Raw genomic sequence first — 24,540 nt, 5'->3', positions numbered from 1 at the left:
AAAGGTGGGCAGGCCCGTCTCTATGATGATCCCGGTTGGTTCGTCTGAACTGGGAGATGCAATTGGCAATCACGAAGCAGGCCGGCGCCGGGCTGCGGGAGCAGGGGCCCGACGATCAGTCGTTGCTGGCTCGCTTCCGTCCGGTGTTCGGCAAAATCGCGGCGGGCGCGCTGGAGCGGGAAGAGACAGGCCGGCGGCCCGTCGAGGAAGTGCGTTGGCTCAAGGACGCGGGCTTCACCGCCGTGCGGGTACCGATTGAATTCGGTGGTGGCGGCGCGACGCTGCGGCAACTGCATCTGCTGCTGATCGAACTGGCGGCGGCCGATTCGAATCTGTCGCACGCGCTGCGGGTGCATTTCCGTTTCACCGAAGGGCACTGGGCGCGTCGCGCCGAGCCGCATAGCGCCAACTGGTTGCGCCGGATCGCGGCGGGCACCGTGATCGCCGCCGGCAGCGCGGAGCGCACGGGCGAGCACGGCAAGCCGGCCACCACGCTCACCAAAGACAAGGGCCGGTACTTCGTCACGGGTAAAAAGTTCTACACCACCGGATCGCTATACGCGGACTACCTGTCGGTCACCGGCACGACGGAAGCGGGCGAGGTCGCGACGTTGTTGGTGCGCACCGACGCGCCCGGCGTCGAGGTCATCGACGACTGGTCGGGCATCGGCCAACGCAGCAGCAGTAGCGGCACGGTGGTGTTCAACAATGCCCCCGTCGAAGCGGAGGAAGTCTCGCCACCGGCGCCGATTTCAGGATCCCGCTATGCGCACGTGCAGCTCTCCCACCTGGCGACCGCCGCCGGCATCGTGCGGCGCGCCGCGGACGACATCACCGATTTCGTGCGGGCCCGGCATCGCACCTATAAACAGGCCAGCGCCGCCATTCCCGCCGAGGATCCCCTGGTGCAAGCAGTGGTGGGCCGCGCCGACGCCGCGGCCTACGCTTTGAAGGCCATCGTATTGCAGGTGGCGGAATCGCTGGATGAGGTATCCGCGGCGAACTTGTACCTGAAGTCGGCACCGGGGACGGAACCTGAAGACGCCGCGCTGCGCGCGTCCCTTACGGAACGCGTGCCGGGCCTTGAGCACCAAGCCGGCCTGAACGCCTATCGGGCGCAGACGGTAGCCCTCGACCTGGCGCTGAAGACGACTTCGGACATATTCGAAGTGGGCGGTTCTTCCGCGGTCGACCGGCACAAGCACCTGGACCGTCACTGGCGCAACGTCAGGACCCTGGCTTCCCACAACCCCTTGATCTACCGCCATCGGCATCTGGGCGAATATCAGCTGAACGGCAGCGTGCCATCCTTCTTCGCCCAAAGCGATTCCGAAGCGGTGGTGCCGATAGGGGATGGAGAGGCGCTGCTGGGCGTGTAAAAACTACGGCCCTGGGAAGATCGGGTCTTCCCAGGGCCGCGCGGCAATCGAGCTGCGTGATTGCCAGTGATGCTTACCTGCGTTGCTTACCTGCGTTGCTTACCTGCGCTACTTACCTGCGCGACAGTGCGCCCAGGATGTAGCCAGCCGCTGCGGCAATTGCCACGGCCCAGATAGGATTCTCCGCGGTCTTGTCGCGCAGGCTGCCCAGCGCTTCGCCATAGGTTTCCTGGGCGTAGCCGGCTGCCTGGCGTACCTTGCCTTCGACTTGGGTCGCTGCATCACCCGTCAAGCCGCCGACTGCATCTTGTGCCTTGCCGGCCCACTTTTGGGCTTTGCCTTCAACGGATTCGAGCATCGTGATTTCTCCTTGAAAATTTGCACGGTGTGACTGCGCTTGCGCTGCCCGATCAAGAAGTGGACAGCGCGATTAGCGGCGAGCACCGAGGTGGTTGCAAGTGCCGTGCCTGGCGGTCATTGCTCCGCGGTGCTGATCGGCTCGAACGGTGTGCGCGCGCGTGGTTCGAGCTCATCGACGATGCGATGCAGCAGCGTGAACAGGCGCTGGCGCTCGGGCTCGGTCAAAGGCGCCATCTGTTCGGCGTAGGTGGCTTCGGCCATCTCCGCCGTCTGGTTCAGGGCGCGCCGGCCCGCGGCGGTCAGGGTCAAGGTGCGTTGGCGACGGTCGCTCTCCGACTGCTTGCGGGTAATCCAGCCGCGGGCTTCGAGCGCCTGGACAATCTGCGACACAGTGACCTTGTTCATGCCTATGGCCTTGGCCAGGTCGCCCTGGTTGACGCCATGCAGGTCATGCAAGGCGATCATGACGGAGTACTGGGCTGGCGACAGCGACAGCTTCTCGAAATTCGCCTCGAAGATGGCAACATAGATCTGGTGCGCGCGCCGCAGCAGGAAACCGGGACGCGAGTAAAGCTGGGACAATCGTTCGACGTGCTGAGCGGACATGGATGTGGATGAATTAGGGGGCACGATGGCCGCTGAGCTCTGCCCCGGCCCGCGCGGACAAGGCCCGATAGCAGGGCATCGCGGCGCAGGCGAACAGCGCGACAAGGACGAACGCCACCGAGAAATCCGAGTCGGCCGGCGTGCTGCGGGCGCCTAGGTTAGCAGACCACTGCACAGCCAGCGCCGACAGGGAGATGCCCAGCATGATGGCCAGTTGCCAGGCCATGGTGTTGAGCGTGGTGGCCGACGCGATTTTCTCGCGGGGCAGGTCCGAGTAGGACACGGCGGTCAAGGCATTGAACTGGACCGCCCGGAAGAAGCTGGCCATGGACACGAATGCCGTGATGCCCACCAGACCCCAATACGGCAGCGAGAAAAGCGCGCAGCCGGCCAAGGCCGCGGCACACATCACGCCGTTATAGCAAAGCACGCGCCGGAAACCCCAGCGGCGCAACAGCCGGGTAGTCTGGGTCTTGGTGAAGAACGCAATCGACCCGCTGATCAGCAGGACGATGCCGCTTTGCAAGGCGGTGTAGCCCAAGCCCAGCTGCAGCATCAGCGGCAGCAGGAAGGGCAGGGCGCCGTAGCCGACGCGGACCAGGGACCCGCCCCAGAAACCGGCGGCGAAGGTCGGCAGGCGCAGCAGGCGAAAGTCCAGCATGGGCGACGCCAGGCCACGGAAGCGGCGTGCATAAAGCCAGACACATAGCCCGAAGGCCAGGGCCAGCACGCCCAGCATCGGCAGGCTGGCGCCATGCCGCGCCCGTTCGATCAACAGGATCAGCAAGGCCAGCGCGGCGCCCGCCAACAGCCATTCGCGCACGTCGAATCTGAGGTCGGCCCGATGATGCAGCTGCGGCATGATGCTGCGCGCGGCCCACAGGCCAGCCAGGCCCACCGGCACATTGATCAGGAACACCCAGTGCCAGGACAGGTAGGCGGAGAACAGACCGCCCAGGGGCGGCCCCAGCATCGGGCCCACCATGGCCGGCGTGATGAACCAGGCTAGCGCTTCGACCAGTTGCGCCTTGCTGGTGGTGTGGACGATGGCGGTGCGGCCCACCGGCACCATCATGGCCGCCGCCACGCCCTGCAATGCACGGCACACGGCCAAGGTGGCCAGGCTGGGGGCCATGGCGCACAGCACCGAGCTGACGGTGAACAGCCCCACCGCCCAGGAGAACACCGTGCGCGTGCCATGCCGCGCCGCCACCAGTCCGCTCAAGGGCACGAATACCAGGGAGCACAGCAGGTAGATGGTCATCGTCAGGTTCAGGCTGAGCGGATCGACGCCGAAGTCGCGGGCGATGTCCGGGATGACAGGACTGATGATGGTCGCGTCCAACTGCTCCATGAAATAGGCCGACCCGACCAGGATGGACAGGGGGCGGAAGCTGGTGTCCTTGGGGAGCGTCGCGGCGGCGCCGGCCGGTTGAGCGGCGGCAGCCGTATCGCGGGGGGATGAAGACATGTATCGGAGGCCACGGAAAAGGGGAATCGCCCGCCATTCTGCGCGCTCGGACGACCGCTCAGAAATGACAATAGTAAATAAGCTAACAAATTAATGTGCGTTGGATAGTTAGCGTGCTGACGATACGATGCCTGGCATATCTGTCTGCATCATGGAGTGGGTCATGGCAACTTTCGAGCTGGCGACGCCGGATTGGCTGGCGCGGCACATCGGGCAAGAGGACATCGTTCTGGTCGACACCCGACCGGCGGCTGACTATTGGGCGGGGCATATTCCCGGGGCGCGGCACCTGGAGCCGTCCCTGTTCGCGGTCACGCGCACCGATGGTCCCGCGCTGGCCCGCCTGCAGGCGGTGCTGACGTGGAGCTTGTCGGCGCTGGGCATCGCACCGACGTCGCGAGTGGTGGTGGCCGGTGCGCAGAACGAGGTCAACGCCGCCCGGGTGGCGTGGGCGCTGGCGTACGCGGGGGTCGAGCACATCGTCCTGCTGGATGGCGGTGTCGACGCCTGGACGGGCGAGCGGGTGACCGCCGCGCCCGCCGTGGCCGCGACGCCCTTCACGGTGACGCCGCAGGCCGCCTATCTGGCGACCGCGGATGAGGTGCTGGCCGCCGTGCAAGCGCAAGCCCAGCCCGCCGGCGTGCGCGTCATTGACGCGCGTTCCAGGGAAGAGTTTTCCGGCCAGCGCAGCAACGCCGGCCGCACGGGCCGCGTGCCGGGCGCGCGCTTCTGGGACACCAGCCGCGAGCTGGCGGCCGATGGCCGTTTCGCGGCTGCCGCCCAACTGGCGCCCGCGGTCAAGGACGTCGTGGCCGCCGATGAACGCGCCATCGTCTATTGCGGCGGTGGTGGACGCGCGGCCAGGACCTTCATCGCCCTGCAACTGGCAGGCCACACGGGCGCCGCGGTCTATCCCGCGTCCTGGAATGAATGGGGCACTTCCGACAAATTTCCGGTGGAATCCGCGGCGGCCTGATCGCCATCCAGGCGGCAACCACGCGCCTTCCGGGCAAAACCCATATAAAGCAAGGGAAGCAAGACATCATGAACGGCATCGTCGTCGACAACGACAGACTCGACCGGATCCAGCCGAAGATTCTGGACATGTCCCGTTATCTGGCCAGCGCCTCCGAGGCGGACGGCGTCACGGTGACACCTTATTCGCCAACGGTGGGCGCGCGCGTGAGCGGCCTGCGCATAGACGGCGCCGGCGACGTCGCGCCGGGTGTGCAAAAGCTGCTGTATGGCGCCTTGCTGCGCTATGGCTTCCTGAGCTTCGAGCCGGGCACCGTCGGCGTAGAGCATTTCGAGCGGCTGGTCTCGCTGTTCGGCAAGGCCAAGCTGATGAACACGCCCTACACGCCCAAGACAGGTAAAAGCGGCGAGCTGAACACCATCGACGCGTCGACCAAGAAAACCCGCATGAACTACATCTGGCATATGGACCAGGTGTTCCAGCCCACCTCGCCACCCTATACGGCGCTGTTGGGCGAGACCATGCCCGCGCTTGGCGGCGACACCTTGTTCGCCAATGGCACGGCGGCCTATGACCTGCTCGATCCGCTGCTGGTTTCCTACCTGGAAACGCTGACGGCGGTTCATGACGCCGACACCATGGGCTATCTGACGCTGGCCTATCACGACCTGGAAGCGCGCGCCGAGCAGCGCCGCAAGTATCCGCCCATCGAAGTGCCGTTGATCCGCACGCATCCGGAGACGGGCCGCAAGCAGATCTTCGTCAACGAACTGTACACGCATCGCATCCTGGGCGTCAGCCGGCGCACCAGCACCGCGTTGCTGGACATCCTGTTCGACGCGCTGAGCTCACCGGAGGTGCAGACGCGCCATCGTTGGGAGAGCGGCACCGCCCTGATCTGGGACAACCGTACCGTGCAGCATCGCGGCGTCCCGGATTTCGGCACGCAGAAGCGGGTCATGCATCGGGCTTTGGTGCTGGCCAGTTGAGATCACTTTTCCTATACGCAGACACGAAATGAATCGCAGAGATTTTCTACAGCTGGCGGGCGGCGCGATGGCCGCCGGCCTGTTGCCCGGCGCCACGTATGCCGCCGATGCGCAGGACAAGAAGAAAGTACGTATCACCTTGCCGTCGGCGGGCAGCGCGGGTTCGGCCTGGCGGCCCCTGGTCGAGCGGTACAAGCTGGATCAGGACCTGGGCATCGCCCTCGACTGGGTGACGGCCGACCCAGGCAAGATGCAGGTGCAGTTGAGCGCCGGCTCCCTGGACGTCGGTGTCTTCGGCTCGGTGGGCCTGGCCACGCTGGCCAACCGCGGCAGCGACATCGTGCTGTTCGGCCCCGCGCTGAACAACCATGGCCGCTGGATCGTGAAGGGCGACAGTCCCTACAAATCGCCCAAGGACCTGATCGGCAAGCGGATCGCCACCACCGCTGAAACCAGCGAAACCTATCAGCAGGCCCGTATCGCTGCATCGCTGACGGGCCTGGACCTGAAGAAGGACGTGAAGGTGATCTTCGGCTCGCCCACGGCCAACCTGGCGCTGTTCGAGCGCGGCGATGTGGACGGCATCATCACCCTGGAGCCCACCGCCACGCGCCTGGTAGGCCGTGGCGCGCGCGAGATCGCTCGTGTCGCCGATATCTGGAAGGAGGCCACGGGCCAGAAGGACGATCCGTTCCTGGTCGGGCTGGCGGCCAGCAAGGGCTGGTATGAGCAAAACCAGGCGACCGCGGCCAAACTGGCGACGCTGTTTGAACGTATCGGCGCCACCATCGCCCAGCATCCCGACAGCCTCAAGCCCATCGCCGCAGAATTGGGCCTGAAGGCCGACGAGACCCAGGCCATCGAGCTGCTGCCCCAGCGGCTGGCGCCGACGTATGCGACCAAGTGGGATGCCAGCGTCTTCGCGACCATAGACAAGCAGGTCGAAACCGCGGTGAAGCTCGGCCTGCTGGACGCCGTGCCGTCGCGCAAACTCTATGTGAAGGCTTGAATGCGCTCCGATAACGCCATTTTGCAAAGCGGCGAGGCCGCGCCTGCGCCGGCCCCCGTGATGGCGCCCAAGGTGCGCGGCGCCGCCACGTGGCGCCTGCGCGCCTTTCTGGTGCGCGCCTGGCCGCCGGTGCTGTTCTTCGTGCTGCTGACCGCATGCTGGGAAGCGATGGCGGTGTGGCTGCATTCGCCCCTGGTGCCGGGCTGTGGCGCCATCGTGCGCGAGCTGGTGGAAATCGTGCGCAGCGGTTTCGCGTTCACCGAGATCGGCATCACCTTCCTGCGCATGTCGCTGGGCTTTCTGCTGGCGTTGGTGTTCGCCTTGCCGGTCGGCATCCTGACCGCGGTGTCGCGCAACGCCGAGCGCTTTTTCGAGCCGGGCGTGATCCTGGGGCTGACGGTGCCGGGCCTGGTCTGGGCCTTGTTGTGCGTGATCTGGTTCGGTGTGTCGCTGGCGTCGCCGGTGGTGGCGGTAGCCCTGGGCGTGCTGCCCGCCATGGTGATTTCCGTGCATCAAGGTGTGCGCTCGCTGGAGCAGGAGCGGGTGGAGATGGTGCGGGTCTTCCGTCTGCCGCCTGTGCTGGTGCTGCGCAAGGTGTGGCTGCCGCTGCTTTACAGCTTCATCGTATCGGGTTGCCGCATCGGCTTCTCGATTGCGTGGAAGGTCATCGTGCTGGTGGAAATCTTCGGCATGTCCGACGGCGTGGGGTATCAGTTGAACTCGAAGTTCAGCACCCAGGATGTGGAAGGCGTGATCGCCTGGACCCTGGCGTTCTGGATCGCCATGCTGGCCGTCGAGCATGGCATCTTCCGGCCGCTGGAAGTTCATGCCAATCGCTGGAAGCGGGGGAATGCGCGATGAGCAGCAATATTCAACTACGTGGCATCACCAAGCGCTATCCGCCCTTGGGCAGCACCCCGGAACGCACGGTCTTGACCAAGGTGGACCTGGACGTGCGCGCGGGCGAGCTGCTGGCGCTGGTGGGTCCGTCGGGCTGCGGCAAGTCCACGCTGCTCAATCTCATCGCGGGGCTGGATCTGCCCACGCAGGGGGACGTGAAGTTCGACCGGCCGTTCCAGGGCATCAACCTGGGCGTGGTGTTTCAGCAGCCGCGGCTGCTGGACTGGCTGAGCGTGGCCGAGAACATCGGCATCGTGCTGGCCGGCCGCAACAAGGACAAGGAAGATGTGGCGCGCACTGTGCGGCAGCTGCTGCAACGTGTCGAGCTGCCGGAGCACGCCGGCGCCTTTCCGCAATTCCTGTCCGGTGGCCAGCGTCAGCGCGTATCCATCGCGCGTGCTTTCGCGGTGCAGCCGGATGTGTTGTTGCTGGACGAACCGTTCAGCGCCCTGGACGAACTGACCGCGCGCCGATTGCGGCAGCTCTTGCAGGCCATGTGGCTGTCGGGCGAGGGCCCGCGCCCCACCGGCGTGCTGGTGACTCACAACATGCTGGAAGCGGCCTTCCTGGCCGACCGCATCGCCGTCATGGGCGGATCGCCCGCGGAGATCGTGCGCATCATCGACGTCGACGTGCCACGCCCCCGCGACCCCGACGATCCCGCGCTGTTCGAGGTACACAGGCAGGTGATGCAGGCACTGCAAAGCTGAGGGAATTTCTGGATCTGGCACATTTGGCGCGGCCGGTGTAGTGTCTTGCTGCGGTCGAAAAAATATAAGAACCGCGAACATAAGAACCAGAAGCAGGAAAACCCAAAGGAGCAGACATGATGAATCGCCGTTCGATGCTGGCCTTGATGGCCGGCGCCGCCGTGGCCCCGCGCCTGTCGTTCGCGGCTGACAAGCCCTATCGACTCGCTTTCTACGCCAATGTAGGCGCCGAGCTATGGCACTACGACGTGAACATCGACACGGCCGAACTGACGCGCCGTGGCTCGGTCAAGCTGCCGGCCAGTGTGCAATACGCCTGGCCGCATCATTCCGGGCGCGCGCTGTATGTCGTGTCCAGCAATGGCCAGGCGGGCGCGGGCGGGGTCCATCACGCTGCCGTGCTGCGCCTGGATCACGCGAATGGAGACGCAGCCTTGCTGGGCACACCGGTCGCCTTGCCGGACCGGCCGATCAACGTCTGTACCGACATCCCTTCAAAGAACCTGCTGGTGGCTTTCAACCAGCCCAGCGGCGTGCGGGTGTTCCGCATCAAGCCGGACATGACCCTGGGTGGCGAAATCGCGCAGGGCAAGCTCGATGGCGGTGTCTACGCCCACCAGATCCGGGTGACCAACGACAACCACCATGCCATCCTGGTGACGCGGGGCAATGACCCCACGCCGACCAAGGCGGAAGACCCGGGCGCGTTGAAGTTCTTCGATTATGCGGACGGACACCTGTCGCATGAATACTCGGTCGCGCCCAACCACGGTATCGGCTTCGGCCCGCGCCATCTGGACTTCCATCCGACCAGGCCGTGGGTCTATGTCTCACTGGAGCGGGAAAGCCGCCTGTTCATGTACCGCCTGGCGCAAGGGCGGCTGGAGTCGAAAGCCGCTTATGACGTCGACACCTTGAAGGACCGGCGCGATTTCGATCCGCGCCAGCTGGCCGGGGCCATCCATGTGCATCCCAACGGCAAATTCGTGTACGTGGCCAACCGCGCCGACGGGACGGAAGACTACCAGGGCAGGAAAGTCTTCAAGGGCGGCGAGAACTCGATCGCGGCTTACTCGATCGACCAGCAGACGGGCGAGCCGCGGTTGATCCAGTTCGCCGACACGGAGAAAATCTATCCCCGCACCTTCCATATCGATCCCACCGGCAGCCTGCTCGTGGCCGAGCACAATATTCCCCTCGACGTCCGTGACGGCAAGGGGATCGGGCGTGTTCAGGCAGGCCTGTCGGTGTTCCGTATCGGCGCCGACGGCAAGCTGACGCTGGTGCGCAAGTACGACGTGGATGTGGGCAAGGACACGATGTTCTGGGCCGGCATGGTAGCGGTGCGTGCCTAGACGTCCGCCGCCAGCAGCGCCCCCCTGGCTTGCTCGCACAAGCCCAGCAGGGGGCCGCTTAGCTGGCGCTCGGTCGCCTCGATGCCCGCCGTCGTGCGGACGCTGACATTCAGGACATAGACCGGCCGGTCGGGCAGGACCAGCGGCGCCGCGATGGCGACGACTTCCGGCTGCCACGAGGCGGCGCACCAGCCGTGCGCCGCGACGCTTTGCCGGGCGGCATCGATTTCCGCGCGAACCTTGGGCCAATCGGTCGATCGGCGTTCACGCAGCAAGCCCAGTAACTCGTCCCGCTGCGCGCTGTCCACGACGGCCAGATAGGCGCGGCCCAGGGAGGTCAGCTCCATGGGCACCCGCTGGCCGGCCACGACGCTGCGCAGCGCCACCTTGCGGTTGAATCGAAACGATTCCAGATAGACCATCTCGTCGCGGTCCGCCGTGGCCAGGCCCACGTTGATGCGCAGCTGTTCGGCCAGCGTGCGCATCAAGGGCGCCACCACGGCCAGAACGGGTGACCCCGCGCGCATGGCATGCGCGAAGCTCAACACCGGCGTGGCCAGGCGATACGTGCGACGGCCACGGTCGTGCTCCAGCAAGCCGCAGTCGACCAGGGTCTGCGTCAGGCGGCTGACCGTGGCGCGTGAAAGCTGCGTACGCTCGGCGATTTCGCCGTTGCCCAATTGGTCCGCCCCGGGTCGGAACGCGCGCAGGATCTCCACGCCACGCACCAGCGAACGGTTCAGGACGGGATCTTCATGATGCTGTCGGCGAGGCGGCTTGGGCGGGGCGGATGGCATGGTGGTGACGGTGCAAAAACCTGGAGAACTAAGCGCTGCCTAGCGTATCACCATTTCCATTTGGTGGAAATCAGGGCTACGGCTCGAGGGCCGTGGAACCTACACTGGTACCCGAACAGGATGGCTGGGAATCCGACCCGCGCCCATCCCATGACAAGACACCGCCAAGCCGAATCGAGGAAATCAGAGACATGACCACGAGTTTGATCGAGTTGCACGTTGCCGACGGCATCGCCACGCTGCTGTTGAATCGCCCGGACAAGCGCAATGCCATGAGCGATGACATGCGCACCGAGTTCATCCAGGCGCTGGAGCGCGTGAGCGCCGACAAGGCGATCCGCGCGCTGGTGCTAAGCGGCAATGGCAAGGGCTTCTGCGCCGGGGGCGACGTGTCCGGCATGGAACGCCGCATGAGCGCGCCGGCAGGCGAGATCGCCTTCAACGGCTGGCACCGGCAGCAGCGCGTCCACTACACGCAATCGCTGCTGCACACCATGCCCAAACCGACCATCGCGGCCGTGAACGGCGCGGCATCCGGCCTGGGCGCGGACACCGCGCTGGCCTGCGATTTCATCATCGCCAGCGATGCGGCCAGCTTCACCTGGTCCTACATCAATCGCGGCATCGTGCCGGATGGCGGGGGCATGTATTTCCTGCCGCGCCGCGTGGGCCTGGCCAAGGCCAAGGAACTGATCTTCACGGGCCGCAAGGTGGATGCCGAAGAGGCCCTGCACCTGGGCATCGTGGACCGGCAAGCGACCGCGGAAAATCTGTTGGCCGACGCCCAGGCCTGGGCGGCCGAGCTGAGCAAGGGCTCGGCCACGGCACTGGCCCTGGGCAAGACCATCATCAACCAGACATTCGAAATGTCCGCCGAGCAGGTGTTCGCGCAAGGCAGCCAGGCGCAGGGGATCTGCTACACCAGCACCGAACACCGGGACTCGGTGATGGCCTTCCTGGCCAAGTCCGCGGAGAAGAGCGGCAAGACGGCTCCAGACGCGGCCGCCGTGGGCAAGGACAAGGCGTGATGACCATGGATGCCATTAACCGACTCCTCAACCCGCGTAGCGTGGCCGTGATCGGCGCTTCGGCCGATGTGAAGAAGACCGCCGGCCGGCCCGTTGCCTATCTGCTCAAGCACGGCTACGCAGGCGACATATATCCGGTCAACCCGCGCGCCGACAGTATCGCCGGCCTGCGTTGCTATCCCGACATCGCATCGCTGCCCGCGGTGCCCGACGTCGGCATCGTGCTGCTGGGCGCTGAGCGCGCGCATCTGGCGGTGCGCGAATTGGCCGAGCGGGGCGCCGCGGCCGCCATCGTCCTGGCCAGCGGCTACACCGAGACCGGCGCGGAAGGCGCGCGCCGCCAGGAAGAATTGCGCGAAGCCGCCGGCAGCATGCGTCTGCTGGGGCCCAACACCATCGGCCTGGTCAACCTGACCGACAGCATCGTGCTGTCGGCCAGCGGTGCCTTGGAGATGGATCATTTCCCGGTCGGTTCGATCGGCGTGGTGTCGCAAAGCGGCGGCATCCTGGGCGCGCTGCTGTCGCGCGCCGCGGCGCGGGGCATCGGGCTGTCCAAGCTGATTTCGACCAGCAATGAAGTGGACCTGGAGCTGGCCGACTTCGTCGACTACCTGGCCGACGATGAAGCGACCAAGGTCATCGCCCTGTACGTCGAAAGTGTGCGCAATCCGGAGAAATTCCGCGCCGCGGCCCTGAAAGCCGCGCGGGCGGGCAAGCCCGTGGTGGCCTTCAAGATCGGCCGTTCCGAAGCCGGCGCCAAGGCGGCCGTGTCACACACCGGCGCCCTGGCCGGTGCCGACCGCATGTATGACGCCCTGTTCAAGCAGGTCGGCGTGATCCGCGCGCAGACCTTTGGTGACCTGCTCGACATTCCCGTGGCGCTGGCCACCGATCGCAAGCTGCGCGGCAACCGCGTCGCCATCCTGACGTCGACCGGCGGCGCCGGCACGCTGGTGTCCGACAGTCTGGGGGTGTCGGGCTTCGACACGCCGCCGCCCGATGCCGAGACCGGTGCGCGCCTGCGGGCCCTGCAGACCGGCGACCACGCCGCGCTGGATCGTAATCCTATCGACGTCACGCTGGCCGGCTTGCAGCCGGACCTGCTGCGCGGCGCCATTCGCGCGCTGCTGGACAGCCCCAGCTATGACGCGTTGACCATCATCGTCGGTTCGTCCAGCCTTGCCATGCCGGAGCTGATGGCGGGCGCCATCCAGGACTGCCTGCCTGAAAGCGACAAGCCCGTGATCGCCTTCGTCAGCCCGCACGCCCCGGCCGTCGGGGCGCTGCTGACGCAACGCGGCGTGCCGGCCTTCGCCGCCGCGGAAAGCTGCACCGTGGCGCTGGCCGGCATGCTCCAGCACGCCAATTGGAAGGCGCATTCGAGTCCAGCCGTCCCGGCGCCGGTCGATGTGCGGGACCTGCTGCCTGCCATGGCCCCCGGCAAGGAGACGGTGTCCTTGAACGAGGCCGAGGCCAAGCAGCTGTTCGCGCGCTTCGACGTGCCCTGCGCGGGCGAAACCATCGTGACGACCCCGGAAGAGGCCGAACGCGCGGCGCGTGCCTATGGCGGTCGCGTCGTGCTGAAGATACTTACGGGCGCGATCACCCATAAAAGCGACGTCGGCGGCGTGGCGGTCAACCTGGCGCCGGAGCAGGTGGGCGCGCGCCTGACGGCCATGCAAGCCGAGGTAAAGGACAAGACCGGCATCCTGCCCGAACGCTTCCTGGTGCAGGAGATGGTCGCCGGCGGCACGGAACTGATCCTGGGCATGCACCGCGATCCGCTGGGCACGGCGATTTTGCTGGGCATGGGCGGCATCACGGCGGAACTGTTCAAGGACACCACCATGCGCCTGTTGCCTGCCGACGGCCGCGGCCTGAGCGCAGAGGAAGCGCTGGAGATGGTGCGCGAGCTGAAGACCTGGCCGCTGCTGGATGGCTACCGTGGCCGCCCGAAAGCGGACGTGCAGGCCTTGGTCGCCGCCATCGTGGCGTTCGCGCGGATGACGGCGCAGCTGGGTGACCGCCTGGTCGAAGCAGAAATCAATCCAGTGTTCGTACTGCCCGAAGGCCAGGGGGTGAGAGCGGCGGATGGCGTCGTGGTGCTGGGCGCCGCGGCGTGAGGGGATGCCATGTCCTGTCTGGTTCACGTCTCTTCGTCCGAAAGCCGGGAAATACACGCCTTCCGCCTGGATGACGGCAGCGGCAAGCTGGATCTGATCGAGGTCGTGGACGTGCCGGGCACCGGCGCGCCCACGCGCGGCAATATCCCGCTGGCGTGGTCGCGCGACAGGTCGGTGCTGTATGCGCAGATCCGCATCGATCCGTTTCCCTTGTCCGTGTTCGCGCGCGATGTGGCCAGTGGCTGCTTGCGACTGGTCGACACTTATCCCATGCCCGCGCCCATGGCCTACCTTGCGCCCACCCGCGACGGCAGGTTTCTGATGGGTGCGTCCTACGATCAAGCGCTGCTGACGGTGAATGGCATCGAGGCGGATGGGCGCCTCGCGTTCCCGATCCAGCAGACCGTGGCCACGCCGCCCAAGGCGCACTGCATCGTTGAGGCGCCGTTCGGTGAACCATCCCGTGGCTCGTCAGGTGGTTTCGTCTACGCCACATCGGTCGACGGCGACTGCATTCTGGTCTATCGGCTGGATGTCGCGTCGGGCCGGCTCACTGAAGCCGCGGTCGTTCCGGCCCGCCCGGGTTCCGGTCCGCGGCATCTGGTCTTCCATCCGACCCTGGACATGCTGTATTGCGTCAATGAGCACGCTGGCTCGCTGGCGGCCTACAGCATCGATCGCAAAACAGGCGCGTTGCAGGAAGTGCAGTACGAGTCGCTGGTTCCTGCCGGTTTCACAGGCCGTGCCATGGGCGCCGACATCCATCTGACGCCGGATGGCGCGTATGTCTACGCCAGCGTCCGCAAGACCGACACGATCACCGCCTTCCGTCTCGATCCCGTCACCGGCCTGATGACCCGCGCAGGTGATTTCGACGTGGAGGATTACCCGCGTGGTTTCTCCATCGCACCGAGCGGCCGCTTCCTGATTTGCGCGGGGCAGAACAGCAACCGCATCAGCGTCTACGCCATCGACCCGGCAACGGGCGGGCTGACGCTGGTGGAACGCTATCCCGTCGGCAAGCGGCCAAGCTGGATCGAAATCGTTCCAGACGCCGTTATTTGATATCCGTGCCTGGCATCAACCCCCCGTGATGCCAGGCGCGTACCCACCCAACTGAAGCAAAACCCGTTCAGGAAAACACTATGGCTATCGTTGTCGCACACGATCAGGTCAAGGCGAATCGTCGCTCACGCATCCACGAGGACGGCATTTTCGTCGCTTTGACGGACTTCATCGTCGCCGATCCCGCCACGGGCCTCGATGCTCAGGCCATGCTCGTGGAAGAAGGGCCACACCGCAACCTGCGCACCCATTATCACGACGAGGACGAGTTCCAGATCTTCGTGTCCGGGGGCGGAACCAATGGTAAACATCCGATCAAGCCTTTCCAGCTGCACTTCGCGCGCAAGCACACGCCTTACGGGCCCATCGTGGCATCGGAAGCGGGCTGTGCGTTCCTGACCCTGCGCAGCCGCACGGACAATGGGGCCAAGTTCATGCCCGAAAGCCGCGGCAAGCTGGATGGCGTGCAGGACCGCCACCCCTGGCAGATCGGCGCGGATATCGTGTTCCCCGACCTGACCGACGTCGGCAAGGGCGCGGCGGTGCAGCCACTGGCGGGTGTCCACGACGATCATGGCCTGGATGCCCAGGCGTTGCGCCTGGCCCCGGGCGCCCGCTTCCTGGCCCCGTCGCCGGCGGATACCGACGGGCAGTACCTGGTCGTGCTGCGGGGCAGCCTGATCCACGAGGGCGCGGAACGCCAGGCCATCACCATCGTCTTCCTGCGGCCCGGCGATCCGGCGTTTGAGCTCGAAGCGGGCGGCGACGGTCTGGATGCCCTGATCATGAGCCTGCCCCGCCAGGGGGCCGCGGCGACGGGCGCCCAGAGGGTGGCGAAGACGGATTTCAAGGTCTGGCAGTGCGTTTTATGCGCCTTCATTTATGATGAGGCCGCTGGCTTGGAAGAAGAGGGCATCGCACCCGGCACACGTTGGGAAGATGTCCCTGACAGCTTCACCTGTTCCGACTGCGGGGCGTCCAAGTCCGACTTTGTCATGGCGGAAATCTGATTTTTTGACGCCGGGCCGCCCCAAGTCAAAAAGCGTCCCCTTGGGGGACCGGGCAGCCCGGAGGGTTGCCCTGAGGGGCATTTTTTAACGCCGGGCCGCCCCAAGTCAAAAAGCGTCCCCTTTGGGGACCGGGCAGCCCGGAGGGTTGCCCCGAGGGGCATTTTTTAGGAATGTTGAGGGATATGGAACCTGTTGTTGTCGTGGGTGCGGGGCTTGCCGGGTATACCGTTGCCAGGGAAATGCGCAAACTGAATCGCGAGATCCCGCTGATACTGGTGGCTGCCGACAGCGCCCACTTCTATCCCAAGCCTCAGCTTTCCACGGCGCTCGCCACCAAGAAGCTGCCCGAGCAGCTGCCGCAGGCCGACGCCGAACAAATGAGCGCGCAGCTGGGCGCCCCGGTACGCGCGAACGTCACCGTCACCGGTATCGACACGGCAGGCGCCACCCTGCAGCTGGGCGATGAGGCCTTGCGTTATTCCAGCCTGGTGCTGGCCTTGGGCGCGGACCAGATCACCATACCTGTCGGTGGCGATGCCGCCGATGCGGTCGTCACGGTCAACGACCTGGCCGACTACGGCAAGTTTCGCGGCCTGATCGACGGGGCACGCCACGTGACCATCATCGGCGGCGGACTGATCGGCTGCGAGTTCGCCAACGACCTGATTGCCGGCGGCCATGGCGTCGCCGTGGTGGATACCGCCGACTGGCCGCTGTCGCGCCTGGTTCCCGCGGAAGCCGGTACCTTCCGGCAGAAGGCCTTGGCGGGACTGGGTGTCGACTGGTTCCTGAGCAATGCCGTGGCCGCGGTCGACCGCGCGGCGGATGGACGCTTGCGGGTGCGCCTGGCCGGCGGCGAGGAATTCGCCAGCGACGTCGTGCTGTCCGCGGTCGGGCTGCGGCCACGTACCGCCCTGGCCAGCGCGGCCGGCATCGTGACCAACCGCGGCATCGTGGTGGACAGCCATCTGCGCACCAGTGCCGAGAACGTATACGCCTTGGGCGACTGCGCCGAGATCGACGGGCTGGTCATGCCCTACGTGCTGCCCATCATGCATTCGGCGCGCGCGTTGGCGGCCACGTTGACCGGCGCGCCCACGCAGACGGTCTTCCCGCCCATGCCGGTGATGATCAAGACGCCGGCCTGCCCGACTATCGTGGCCACGCCGCCCGTGGGCGTGGCGGGCGCGTGGAACGCCGGCGTGACGGAGGAGGGCGTGCGTGCCCTGTATGTAGCGACTGATGGGACCCTGGCTGGCTTCGCCTTGCTGGGCAACGCCTCCAAGGAACGGGCCGCGTTGACGAAGCAGCTGGGTTCGGCTGCCTGAGGTCCGCGCCGAGGGCGCTCCTTCGGGCGGCACCCCGCTGGGCGGGACCCGCACTGGGCTGCACGCCGCCACCGGCAAAAAAATACCGCCCCACGGGGCGGTATTTTTCATGGCCGGCTATCAATCGTTGCTCTTGAGCTGCGGCAGCTTGTCCACGATCTTTTTCCAGCGGGCGATATCGTCCGTCATGGTTTTGCTGAACTGTTCAGGCGTGCTGGCCTTGGGCTCGATGCCGACGGTCGCCAGTTTGTGACGGACGTCCGAGTCCTTCAGCGCTTCGTTGATGGCCTTGTTGAGCGTGGCGATCACCGTCGGCGGCGTACCCGCCGGCACGACCACGCCGTACCAGATACCGGTGTCCCAGTCCTTGAAACCTTGCTCCGCCATCGTGGGCACGTTGGGCATCATGGCGATACGCTCCTTGCCCGTGGTCGCGATGGCGCGCAGCTTGCCCGAGCTGACGTGCGGCGCCACGGCGACCACGCCCAGGAACAGCATGTCCACTTCCTTGCTGATCACCGCGGTGACCGCCGGCACGCCGCCCCGATAAGGCACGTGCAGCAGATCGATGCCCGCGTCGTCCTTCAGCACTTCCGGCTCCAGTTGCGACAGCGTGCCGGGACCGGATGACCCGAAGGTCAGCTTGCCAGGTGTCTTCTTGGCGGCGGCCACCAGGTCGGCCACGGACTTGATGGGCGATGCGCCATTCACCACCAGCACGTCGGGGGTGTAGCCCACTTCGGAGACTGCCGCGAAATCCTTGACCGGGTCATACGGCAGATTGGTACGCACTGCCGCGTTGACCGTGTGGCTGGTGGTCACCAACAGTATCGTGTAGCCATCCGCGGGGGCCTTGGCCAAGGCATCGGATGCCAGCATGGTGCCCGCGCCGGCGCGGTTTTCCGGCACCACGGACTTGCCCAGCTTGGACGTCAGGTACGTGGCCAGGATGCGGCCGGCGGAGTCCACGCCACCGCCAGGCGCGGCCGGTATGAACATGCGGATGGGTTTGGCCGGATAGTCGTCCGCGTGCGCGGCGCCGGCGGCCAGGCAGGCGAGCGCAAGGAACAGCGGGCGAGCCAGAGGGCGAAGGATATTCATGATGTCTCCAGGTTGTTATCGGCCACCGGGGATTCCCCTGTGGCGCATATGATTCATTGCGCCTGCAACCGGCCGACCCAGCACAACTGGGCCGGCCGGCGCTGACTACTTCGGGTGACCGCCGCCGTGGCCGCCACCATGACCCGCGTGGCCGCCCGCCTGCGCGACGCGCGCCAGCAGCCCCAGCACCGGCTCCCACGACCGCAACGTTTCCAGATGCTCGACTTGTTCGATCAGACTCTGTGCTTCCGCGTTCGACAGGCCACCCGTCACCAGGCAGTCGGTGACCTTGCCGTGGCGTTGCTCGCGCGACATGGGCCGTTCCGGGCAGCCGGGGAAGCGGTCGCAGCGCTCCACCAGCTCGGTGCCGTCGGCCAGCTTGATGGTGACCCGGGTCCACATGGTGGCCAGCGTCTGCGGAATGTCGGTGTTGTGGACCAGGCGCACGCGCGGCAGCAGGCGCTGCACGGGCTCGCTGAACGCGATGTGGTCGTCGAACGTGGCGATGACCACTTCTTCCTGGCTCAGGCCCACCGACGCGGCGTACTCATAGCTGAATTTCCCGTCCAGGCCGGACACCGGGCTGGGGCGCGACAGCGTGGTGCGATAGACCGGCGGCTCGACGATCACTTCTTCCACGTCGGCGAGCTTGAATTTGGGATGGCGGCGCAACTGCTGGCAGGCTTCGATGACCCACTGCATGTAGATCTCGGACGGATAGCGCTTGATCGTGAAGCCTGGCGTGACGATCGCGTACTCGTCCAGTCCTCCCAGCACTTCTTCCGGACGGAAACGGTCGTCGAAGAAACTCTCGAAATGGCCGCCGGGCATTTCCAGGATGCGCTTGTTGCCGGACATTCCCTTGGCCGCCAACAGGGCCGACTCGACACCCGACCGGGCCGCATTGCCCGGGTGAGTGGGCTTGGCCATGCTGCCGTTGTTGGCGAACAGGCCGCCGGTACGCGACGCGGTCATGCCGATCGCGCCCGCGACTTCGTCCGCCGACAGGTTCAGGATCACCGAGCATGCCGCCACGGCGCCCAGGGGACCCACCACGCCAGGCGGATGGAAGCCCCGGAAGGCGCAGTCACGCGCGGCGGTGCGCACCCGCTGCTGTACTTGCCAGCCGGTGATGTAGGCCAGCACGGCCCGTTCGGGCGCGACGGCGAAGCGCTCGGAAAGCGCCAGCACGCCCGGCAGGATGGAAGACGTGCCATGCGCCGGCGGCATGCCCTGCACTTCGAAATCCAGGGCGTGCAGCGCGATGCCGTTCAGCAGCGCGGCGGTGGCGGCGCTGGCGCGGATGGTCGTGCCGACCACCATGCAGGACCCCGAGGTCTCGTCGCCCAGCGCCGCGCGGGCGATGCTGGGCGCCGGCTCGCGGCTGCCGGCCGCCAGGCAGCCGAGTCCGTCGAGTATCGCCACCTTGGCCGCGTCGATCGCGGCCGCCGGCAGGCTGTTGAATTCGGCGCCGGCGATGTATTCCGCCAGGCCGCGCGTGATGGGAAGATCGTGATCGTGTGGCATCGCTTACTCGGTCACCAGTTGCTGCAGGACCTGCGTGCAGTCGGCGCTGTCGGCGATTGCCCAGAACTGGTCGAACACGCTGTCGGTGGCCTGGCCCAGGGCCGGCGTCACCAGGTGATGGAACTTGATCTTGATGTCGTCGCGGTTCATCGGGTTGCGGTAGGTGCCCTTGGGATTCTGGGCGTGTACCTCGCGCGTGGTGCCGTCCTTCAGCGTGACGGACGCGCGTATCTGGATGGTGCCGGGCCATTCGCTTTCGATCTTGTCGTCGACCACCACCTTGATCTTCTTGATCAGCTCGCGCACCTTGGTGTCGGCCAGGGCCGCGTCGGTGTAGGCGGCCAAGGTGACACTGCCTTGCTGCAGCGCGACGGCGACGACGTAAGGCAGGCTGTGGTCGGCGGTTTCGCGTGTGGTGGGGGCGAACTTGGCGGGCTCGCTGGCGGACTCGTGATGCAGGAAGCGCGACGTGTGCAGCTTCACTTCGGTGACCTGGTCCAGGTCCAGGCCTTCGCGCAGTTGCAGCGCGGCCCAGATGCCGATCTGGCAGTTGGCGGTGGCCGGGAAGTACTTCAGGCCGGAGCGCAGCACGGCCCAGTCGCCGAAGGGTTCCAGGTTCATCGGGCCGGCCTTGCCTTCCATCACTTCGATGAAGCCGTGGCGGCCTTCGAAGGGGTCGGACGGACCCGTCAGGCCGTTCTCGGCCAGCTGGCAGGCGAACACGGCGCTGCGGGTGCTGACCGCCGTCGCCACGCCCTTGTAGTGCGACAGTTCGCCTGCGCGGCCGGCGCGCAAGGGCAGGCCGTTGGTGGCGGCCAGGGAAACCGCGGTGCGGGTCTGGGCGTGGTCGTAGCCAAGCATGTGGGCGATGCCGGCGGCGGTGCCGATCGCCACGGCGAAGCCCTGGTCGATGGACAGGTAATCGACCAGCGACCCGTGGTCCTTGCGGTAGGAGCGATGGCGCAGCGAGATGCGGTGGAAGACCTCGTAGGACACGGCGATGCCGGTCAGCAAGGTGCGGCCGGGCAGGCGGCGCGCGCCCGCGATGGAGATCAGTGCGCCCAGGATGTCGCTGGGGTGGCCGCCCGTGAACGTATCGTTGTAGTCCAGATAGCGGATCATGGAAGTGTTCCAGAACGCCGCCATGTCTTGCGTGACGACCGCGGCGCTGCCAATCACCGTGCCGCCGGCGCCGCGGGGCAGGTCGGCGATGGCTTGCGCCGCGCGCGCGCCGGGGCAGTCGCGGGCGGCCATCGCGCAGGCGATGGAGTCGACGAAGATGCCGGTCACGTGTTCGATGACGTTCGCGGGGACATCCTCGGGGCGCACGCTGACGGTGAATTGGGTGATTTGCTCAAGTGCTTGGTCCATCGAGTCTTCCTCTGATCCTTCGGTACGTGAACGCGGGTGGGGGCCCGCTGTATTTGTGTGCAGGTCTTGATTTGCCTGGTGACAGGATAGAGTCGCACCGGCGGGGCGTCATCCATGAATTTCCAATAGATGGAAATTTATCGCGACGGAAATGCCAGTTGCGGAAGGCCGGTCTCAGTCGCCGGCTGCGCGGCAGCGACTGCCCAACGTGACGAGGGCGCCCCTGCCGGCGCCCTCGTCACATGCTTCGCTTCGAATCCGGTCCGCGCTTACTCAGGCTTGATGTCCGCCGCCTTGACCACGGCGCCCCATTTGTCGATCTCTGCTTTGTAGAACGTCGTGAACGCAGCAGGCGTCGATGTCACCGCCTGGGCACCCATCTTGTCCAGGGCGTCGCGTGCCTGCGGATCCTGCATGGCCTTGACCGTGGCGGCATTCAGCTTGTCAATGACCGCGCGCGGCGTGCCCGCCGGCGCGAACAGGCCGAACCACGCGGTGGCTTCGAAACCCGGCACGAACTGGCTCAGGGGCGGCACGTCGGGGGCGATAGCCGCGGGTGTTTTGGTGCTGACGGCAAGCGCCACGAACTTGCCTTCCTTGACCAGGGGCAGGTTGGTCATGATGTTGTCGAAGGTCAACGGTACCCGGCCGCCCAGCATGTCGGTGACCGCCGGCACCGTGCCTTTGTAAGGTACGTGGACCAGCGGGATGCCGGCCTTGGAGCGGAAGTACTCCATGAACAGGTTGGCGCCGGACCCGATGCCCGCGCTGGCATATGTCAGGCTGGGTTGTGCTTTGCGGGCCTTGTCGATCAGGTCGGGCACCGACGTGATGCCGGACTGCCGCGTGGCCACCAGCATGAAGGGCGAAGACGCGACCTGGCTGATGGGCGCGAAGCCCTTGACCGGATCGAAGGTCAGGTTTTTATACAGGCTGGGATTGATCGACATCGCGATCGTGCCCAGCAGCAAGGTATAGCCGTCCGGTTTGGACGAGGCCACGAAGGCGCTGGCGATATTTGACGCGGCGCCAGGCTTGTTCTCGACCACTACCGATTGGCCCAGCTGTTTGCCGAGCGCGGCGGCGACGGTACGGGTGACGATATCGCTGGCCCCGCCGGGCGTATAGCCCACCAGAAGACGGATGGGGCCGGCGGGATACGCCGACTCCGCCAAAGCCAGGCAGGGGGCGGCAAGGGTTGCCGCCAACACGAGGATCGAGGTCCCCTTCAGGATGGAAGCCACGTTGTCTCCTCCGGGCCATGCCCGTGTGGATGTATGCGCCGCAGCGGTCCGGGGTGGGCCCGGCCGGTGTCTTGTGCGCGGGTCTTGCGGTCTTGCCGATCAGCGCTTGCCCAGTGCTTCGGTCAACTCCGCCACCGTGGTTCGCTCGCCCAGGCGGGGAAAGACTTTTTCGATGCTGTGGCGGTGCATGTCGGGGTCGCGGTCGGCCATGGCGTCGGTCACCAGCGTGACGTTGTAGCCGATGTCATAGGCGGCGCGTGCCGTCGACTCTACGCCGATGCTGGTGGAAATGCCGACCAGGACGATCTGGGTCACGCCCTTGCGACGCAGGTATTGGTCCAGCGTGGTGCCGGCGAAGCCGCCCAGCTGCTGCTTGGTGACGCGATGATCGGACGGCTCGACACCCAAGTCTGTGACCAGCTCGGCCCAGTCGGCGGGACGTTCCCCGGTGGGACGAGGGGTGTCGGTGCGGCCCGGCGCGCCGCCGGCGACGTTCACCCACACCACCGGCAGGCCTTGTTTGCGGAAGGCTTTCGCCAGTTGGGCGGCGGCCTTCACGACGTCGGCCGACGGCGGTGTCGTCGGCATGGCGACGATGCCTTTTTGCAGGTCGATGGCGACGAGCGCGGTCTTGGGGTCCAGTGCGGTTAGCGGCATGTTGAGTGCTCCCTTCTGCGGTTGCGATAGGCGCCGGGTAAAGGCGCGTTGAGATGACGACGGCATCCGCCCGCGGTGCCGCCGATCCTTGAGGCTATTCTGCGCGATGCGTGGTTACGGGAAGCTGGCGCGGCTAGATCGCGTTCAGCCATGGTTCAATCGGTTCGTTAGTCAGCCCCAGCAGGGCTTGGGCATGGCGGGTTCCGTCTATGGCGATGCCGCCGTAGGCATAGCAGCCACGGGCCTTGTCGACCAGTTCAGCGTCGCTCAGGGGATCACCGGCATCGCCGCGCGCGATCACCACGCGGCGGCGGACTTCAGTGCCGTCGCGCAGGGTCAGCGTGATTTCGGACCAGCGCGGCAGGATAGATCCGCTTGCCTCCGTGATCGACACGCGCGGCATCAGCGCTTGAATGGCCGGCCGCCGCATGGCGTCGTCCGTGAAGCTGGCGAGCCCCACGGAACCGTCCAGCAAGGCGCAAGCCATGCCGTATTCCATGCTGAACTTGGCTTGCAGGCCGTCTTCGGGCAGCGCCGTGATCAGGGCCTGCAGGCCACCGGTGCTGGTGAGCACGTGTACGCGGTCCACCTGGTCCGGCGTCAGGCCGTGCTCCGCGCGCAGCGCGAGCATGGCATCGATACCGCGATGCAGGGCATAGCAGCAGGGGTATTTCTTGACGTCGATGCCGATAGCCGTGATTTCCAACGGTTCCCGGCCGAGGGTGTCGAGCACGCTTGTCAGGTCCTCACCGGCGGCGTAGAGCGACATATAGCCGTACTTGCCGTCGATGGCATCGTCCGCGGCGGTCATGCCCAGGCTGGCCAGCACGGCCGCGCGTACGGCGGCCGCCGCGCAATGCGCGGACTGGAAGGACTTGGCCATGGCGCCGAAATTCTGCCGCGTGCCGGATGCCTGCGCGACCGCCAGGCCCAAGGCATGTTGCTGCGCGGACGTGTCCAGACCCAGCAGCACGCCGCAGGCGACCGTCGTGCCCAGCACCCCCAGGGCCGATGTTGAATGCCATCCCTTCGTATAGTGGGGCAAGGCCATGGCCCGTGCGAACTTGGCCATGACTTCGAAGCCCGCCACGTAGGCGATCGCGAAGCGCGTCATATCGGCATCGACACTGGGCGCCAGGGCGGCGAGCGCGGGCACCAGCGTGGCGCTGACATGCGCCCGCATGGGTGTCATCACGTCGTCGTAGTCCAGCACGTGGGCCGCGACGCCATTGCAGAAGGCGGCCGCCTCCGCGGGCAGATAGCGGTCCTGGCCCCAGAGTTTGGCCATGCCCTTGGCCGCTCCTTTGGCCGTCCCCGTCGCGGAAACCATGACGGCAAGCGGCTCGACATAGCGCGTGGCGATGCGGACGGCGTCTTCCCGCAAGCCGGCAATCGCGCAGGCATGGGTGTCCAGCAAGGCACGGCGCGCGGCATGCAGGGCATCCGCGGGCAAGCGCTGTTCAGCGTAGCTCGCGGCGTAGCGGGCGATTTTGGCTCCGGCGTTGTCCGCGGTATCGATAGCGTGGCTCACACT

22 protein-coding genes are annotated in these 24,540 nt (G+C 66.2%); 12 read left to right on the top strand and 10 right to left on the bottom strand.

Annotated features, from left to right (window positions below; translation table 11 throughout):
• Window positions 1-62 precede the first annotated feature (62 nt).
• The gene (locus ASB57_RS12245; protein ID WP_197425043.1) at window positions 63-1,379 is read left to right on the top strand and encodes an acyl-CoA dehydrogenase family protein; all 1,317 of its coding nucleotides are present in this window, start codon (window positions 63-65) and stop codon (window positions 1,377-1,379) included.
• 112 nt (window positions 1,380-1,491) lie between these two features.
• On the opposite strand, the gene ASB57_RS12240 is transcribed toward ASB57_RS12245, so the two are convergent.
• The 3 genes from ASB57_RS12240 to ASB57_RS12230 form a co-directional block, all read right to left on the bottom strand.
• Entirely contained in the window at window positions 1,492-1,737 is a 246-nt protein-coding gene (locus tag ASB57_RS12240; protein ID WP_057652483.1) for a CsbD family protein, read from the bottom strand.
• A gap of 116 nt (window positions 1,738-1,853) precedes the next feature.
• On the bottom strand, window positions 1,854-2,345 hold the full coding sequence (locus tag ASB57_RS12235) for a MarR family winged helix-turn-helix transcriptional regulator (RefSeq protein ID WP_082621565.1): 492 nt from the start codon (window positions 2,343-2,345) through the stop codon (window positions 1,854-1,856).
• A 13-nt stretch (window positions 2,346-2,358) separates the two neighbouring features.
• The gene (locus ASB57_RS12230) at window positions 2,359-3,816 is read right to left on the bottom strand and encodes an MFS transporter (protein ID WP_057652481.1); all 1,458 of its coding nucleotides are present in this window, start codon (window positions 3,814-3,816) and stop codon (window positions 2,359-2,361) included.
• 163 nt (window positions 3,817-3,979) lie between these two features.
• Here ASB57_RS12230 and ASB57_RS12225 point away from each other — a divergent pair, with 163 nt between their 5' ends.
• The 6 genes from ASB57_RS12225 (at window position 3,980) to ASB57_RS12200 (ending at window position 9,755) form a co-directional block, all read left to right on the top strand.
• Window positions 3,980-4,792 (top strand): sulfurtransferase, encoded by an 813-nt coding sequence (locus ASB57_RS12225; RefSeq protein ID WP_057652480.1) that lies wholly within the window; start codon window positions 3,980-3,982, stop codon window positions 4,790-4,792.
• A 68-nt stretch (window positions 4,793-4,860) separates the two neighbouring features.
• A complete protein-coding gene (locus ASB57_RS12220; RefSeq protein WP_057656103.1) occupies window positions 4,861-5,781 on the top strand; it encodes a TauD/TfdA family dioxygenase in 921 nt (306 codons plus the stop codon).
• Between the two features lie 28 nt (window positions 5,782-5,809).
• Window positions 5,810-6,790 (top strand): ABC transporter substrate-binding protein, encoded by a 981-nt coding sequence (locus tag ASB57_RS12215; protein WP_057652479.1) that lies wholly within the window; start codon window positions 5,810-5,812, stop codon window positions 6,788-6,790.
• Complete coding sequence (locus ASB57_RS12210) at window positions 6,791-7,651, top strand: ABC transporter permease (protein ID WP_057652478.1); 861 nt, start codon at window positions 6,791-6,793, stop codon at window positions 7,649-7,651. It abuts the gene before it with no gap.
• Window positions 7,648-8,400: an ABC transporter ATP-binding protein gene (locus ASB57_RS12205; RefSeq protein ID WP_057652477.1), complete on the top strand. Its 753-nt coding sequence runs from the start codon at window positions 7,648-7,650 to the stop codon at window positions 8,398-8,400. Before ASB57_RS12210 ends, ASB57_RS12205 begins: the two co-directional genes overlap by 4 nt.
• Window positions 8,401-8,516: 116 nt before the next feature.
• On the top strand, window positions 8,517-9,755 hold the full coding sequence (locus ASB57_RS12200; protein WP_057652476.1) for a beta-propeller fold lactonase family protein: 1,239 nt from the start codon (window positions 8,517-8,519) through the stop codon (window positions 9,753-9,755).
• Here ASB57_RS12200 and ASB57_RS12195 read toward each other — a convergent pair.
• The gene (locus tag ASB57_RS12195; protein ID WP_057652475.1) at window positions 9,752-10,552 is read right to left on the bottom strand and encodes an IclR family transcriptional regulator; all 801 of its coding nucleotides are present in this window, start codon (window positions 10,550-10,552) and stop codon (window positions 9,752-9,754) included. The two genes, ASB57_RS12200 and ASB57_RS12195, sit on opposite strands and share 4 nt — an antisense overlap.
• Before the next feature lie 191 nt (window positions 10,553-10,743).
• Here ASB57_RS12195 and ASB57_RS12190 point away from each other — a divergent pair, with 191 nt between their 5' ends.
• From ASB57_RS12190 to ASB57_RS12170, 5 genes are all read left to right on the top strand, one after another.
• Window positions 10,744-11,580, top strand: a complete 837-nt coding sequence (locus tag ASB57_RS12190) for an enoyl-CoA hydratase/isomerase family protein (RefSeq protein ID WP_057652474.1) — start codon at window positions 10,744-10,746, stop codon at window positions 11,578-11,580.
• A 5-nt stretch (window positions 11,581-11,585) separates the two neighbouring features.
• Window positions 11,586-13,703: an acetate--CoA ligase family protein gene (locus ASB57_RS12185; protein ID WP_057656102.1), complete on the top strand. Its 2,118-nt coding sequence runs from the start codon at window positions 11,586-11,588 to the stop codon at window positions 13,701-13,703.
• 9 nt (window positions 13,704-13,712) lie between these two features.
• Window positions 13,713-14,768, top strand: a complete 1,056-nt coding sequence (locus ASB57_RS12180) for a lactonase family protein (protein ID WP_057652473.1) — start codon at window positions 13,713-13,715, stop codon at window positions 14,766-14,768.
• A gap of 785 nt (window positions 14,769-15,553) precedes the next feature.
• Entirely contained in the window at window positions 15,554-15,778 is a 225-nt protein-coding gene (locus ASB57_RS12175) for a rubredoxin (protein ID WP_057656101.1), read from the top strand.
• A 182-nt stretch (window positions 15,779-15,960) separates the two neighbouring features.
• Window positions 15,961-17,106, top strand: a complete 1,146-nt coding sequence (locus ASB57_RS12170) for an NAD(P)/FAD-dependent oxidoreductase (protein ID WP_057652472.1) — start codon at window positions 15,961-15,963, stop codon at window positions 17,104-17,106.
• Window positions 17,107-17,226: 120 nt separating this feature from the next.
• Here ASB57_RS12170 and ASB57_RS12165 read toward each other — a convergent pair whose 3' ends face one another.
• The 6 genes from ASB57_RS12165 to ASB57_RS12140 all read right to left on the bottom strand — a co-directional run bounded on the left by ASB57_RS12165 (window position 17,227) and on the right by ASB57_RS12140 (window position 24,537).
• On the bottom strand, window positions 17,227-18,207 hold the full coding sequence (locus ASB57_RS12165) for a tripartite tricarboxylate transporter substrate binding protein (protein WP_057652471.1): 981 nt from the start codon (window positions 18,205-18,207) through the stop codon (window positions 17,227-17,229).
• Between the two features lie 105 nt (window positions 18,208-18,312).
• On the bottom strand, window positions 18,313-19,734 hold the full coding sequence (locus ASB57_RS12160; RefSeq protein ID WP_057652470.1) for an MmgE/PrpD family protein: 1,422 nt from the start codon (window positions 19,732-19,734) through the stop codon (window positions 18,313-18,315).
• Between the two features lie 3 nt (window positions 19,735-19,737).
• Window positions 19,738-21,105 (bottom strand): MmgE/PrpD family protein, encoded by a 1,368-nt coding sequence (locus tag ASB57_RS12155; protein WP_057652469.1) that lies wholly within the window; start codon window positions 21,103-21,105, stop codon window positions 19,738-19,740.
• 269 nt (window positions 21,106-21,374) lie between these two features.
• Complete coding sequence (locus ASB57_RS12150; RefSeq protein ID WP_057652468.1) at window positions 21,375-22,349, bottom strand: tripartite tricarboxylate transporter substrate binding protein; 975 nt, start codon at window positions 22,347-22,349, stop codon at window positions 21,375-21,377.
• Window positions 22,350-22,448: 99 nt separating this feature from the next.
• On the bottom strand, window positions 22,449-23,006 hold the full coding sequence (locus ASB57_RS12145) for an isochorismatase family protein (protein ID WP_057652467.1): 558 nt from the start codon (window positions 23,004-23,006) through the stop codon (window positions 22,449-22,451).
• Between the two features lie 133 nt (window positions 23,007-23,139).
• The gene (locus ASB57_RS12140) at window positions 23,140-24,537 is read right to left on the bottom strand and encodes an MmgE/PrpD family protein (RefSeq protein ID WP_082621563.1); all 1,398 of its coding nucleotides are present in this window, start codon (window positions 24,535-24,537) and stop codon (window positions 23,140-23,142) included.
• Window positions 24,538-24,540 lie beyond the last annotated feature (3 nt).

Origin of the sequence: Bordetella sp. N (assembly GCF_001433395.1) — a bacterium.
Taxonomy (GTDB): domain Bacteria; phylum Pseudomonadota; class Gammaproteobacteria; order Burkholderiales; family Burkholderiaceae_B; genus Bordetella_C.
The sequence above is the reverse complement of the archived record's forward strand: the minus strand, read 5'-3'. Positions and strand labels throughout refer to the sequence as shown.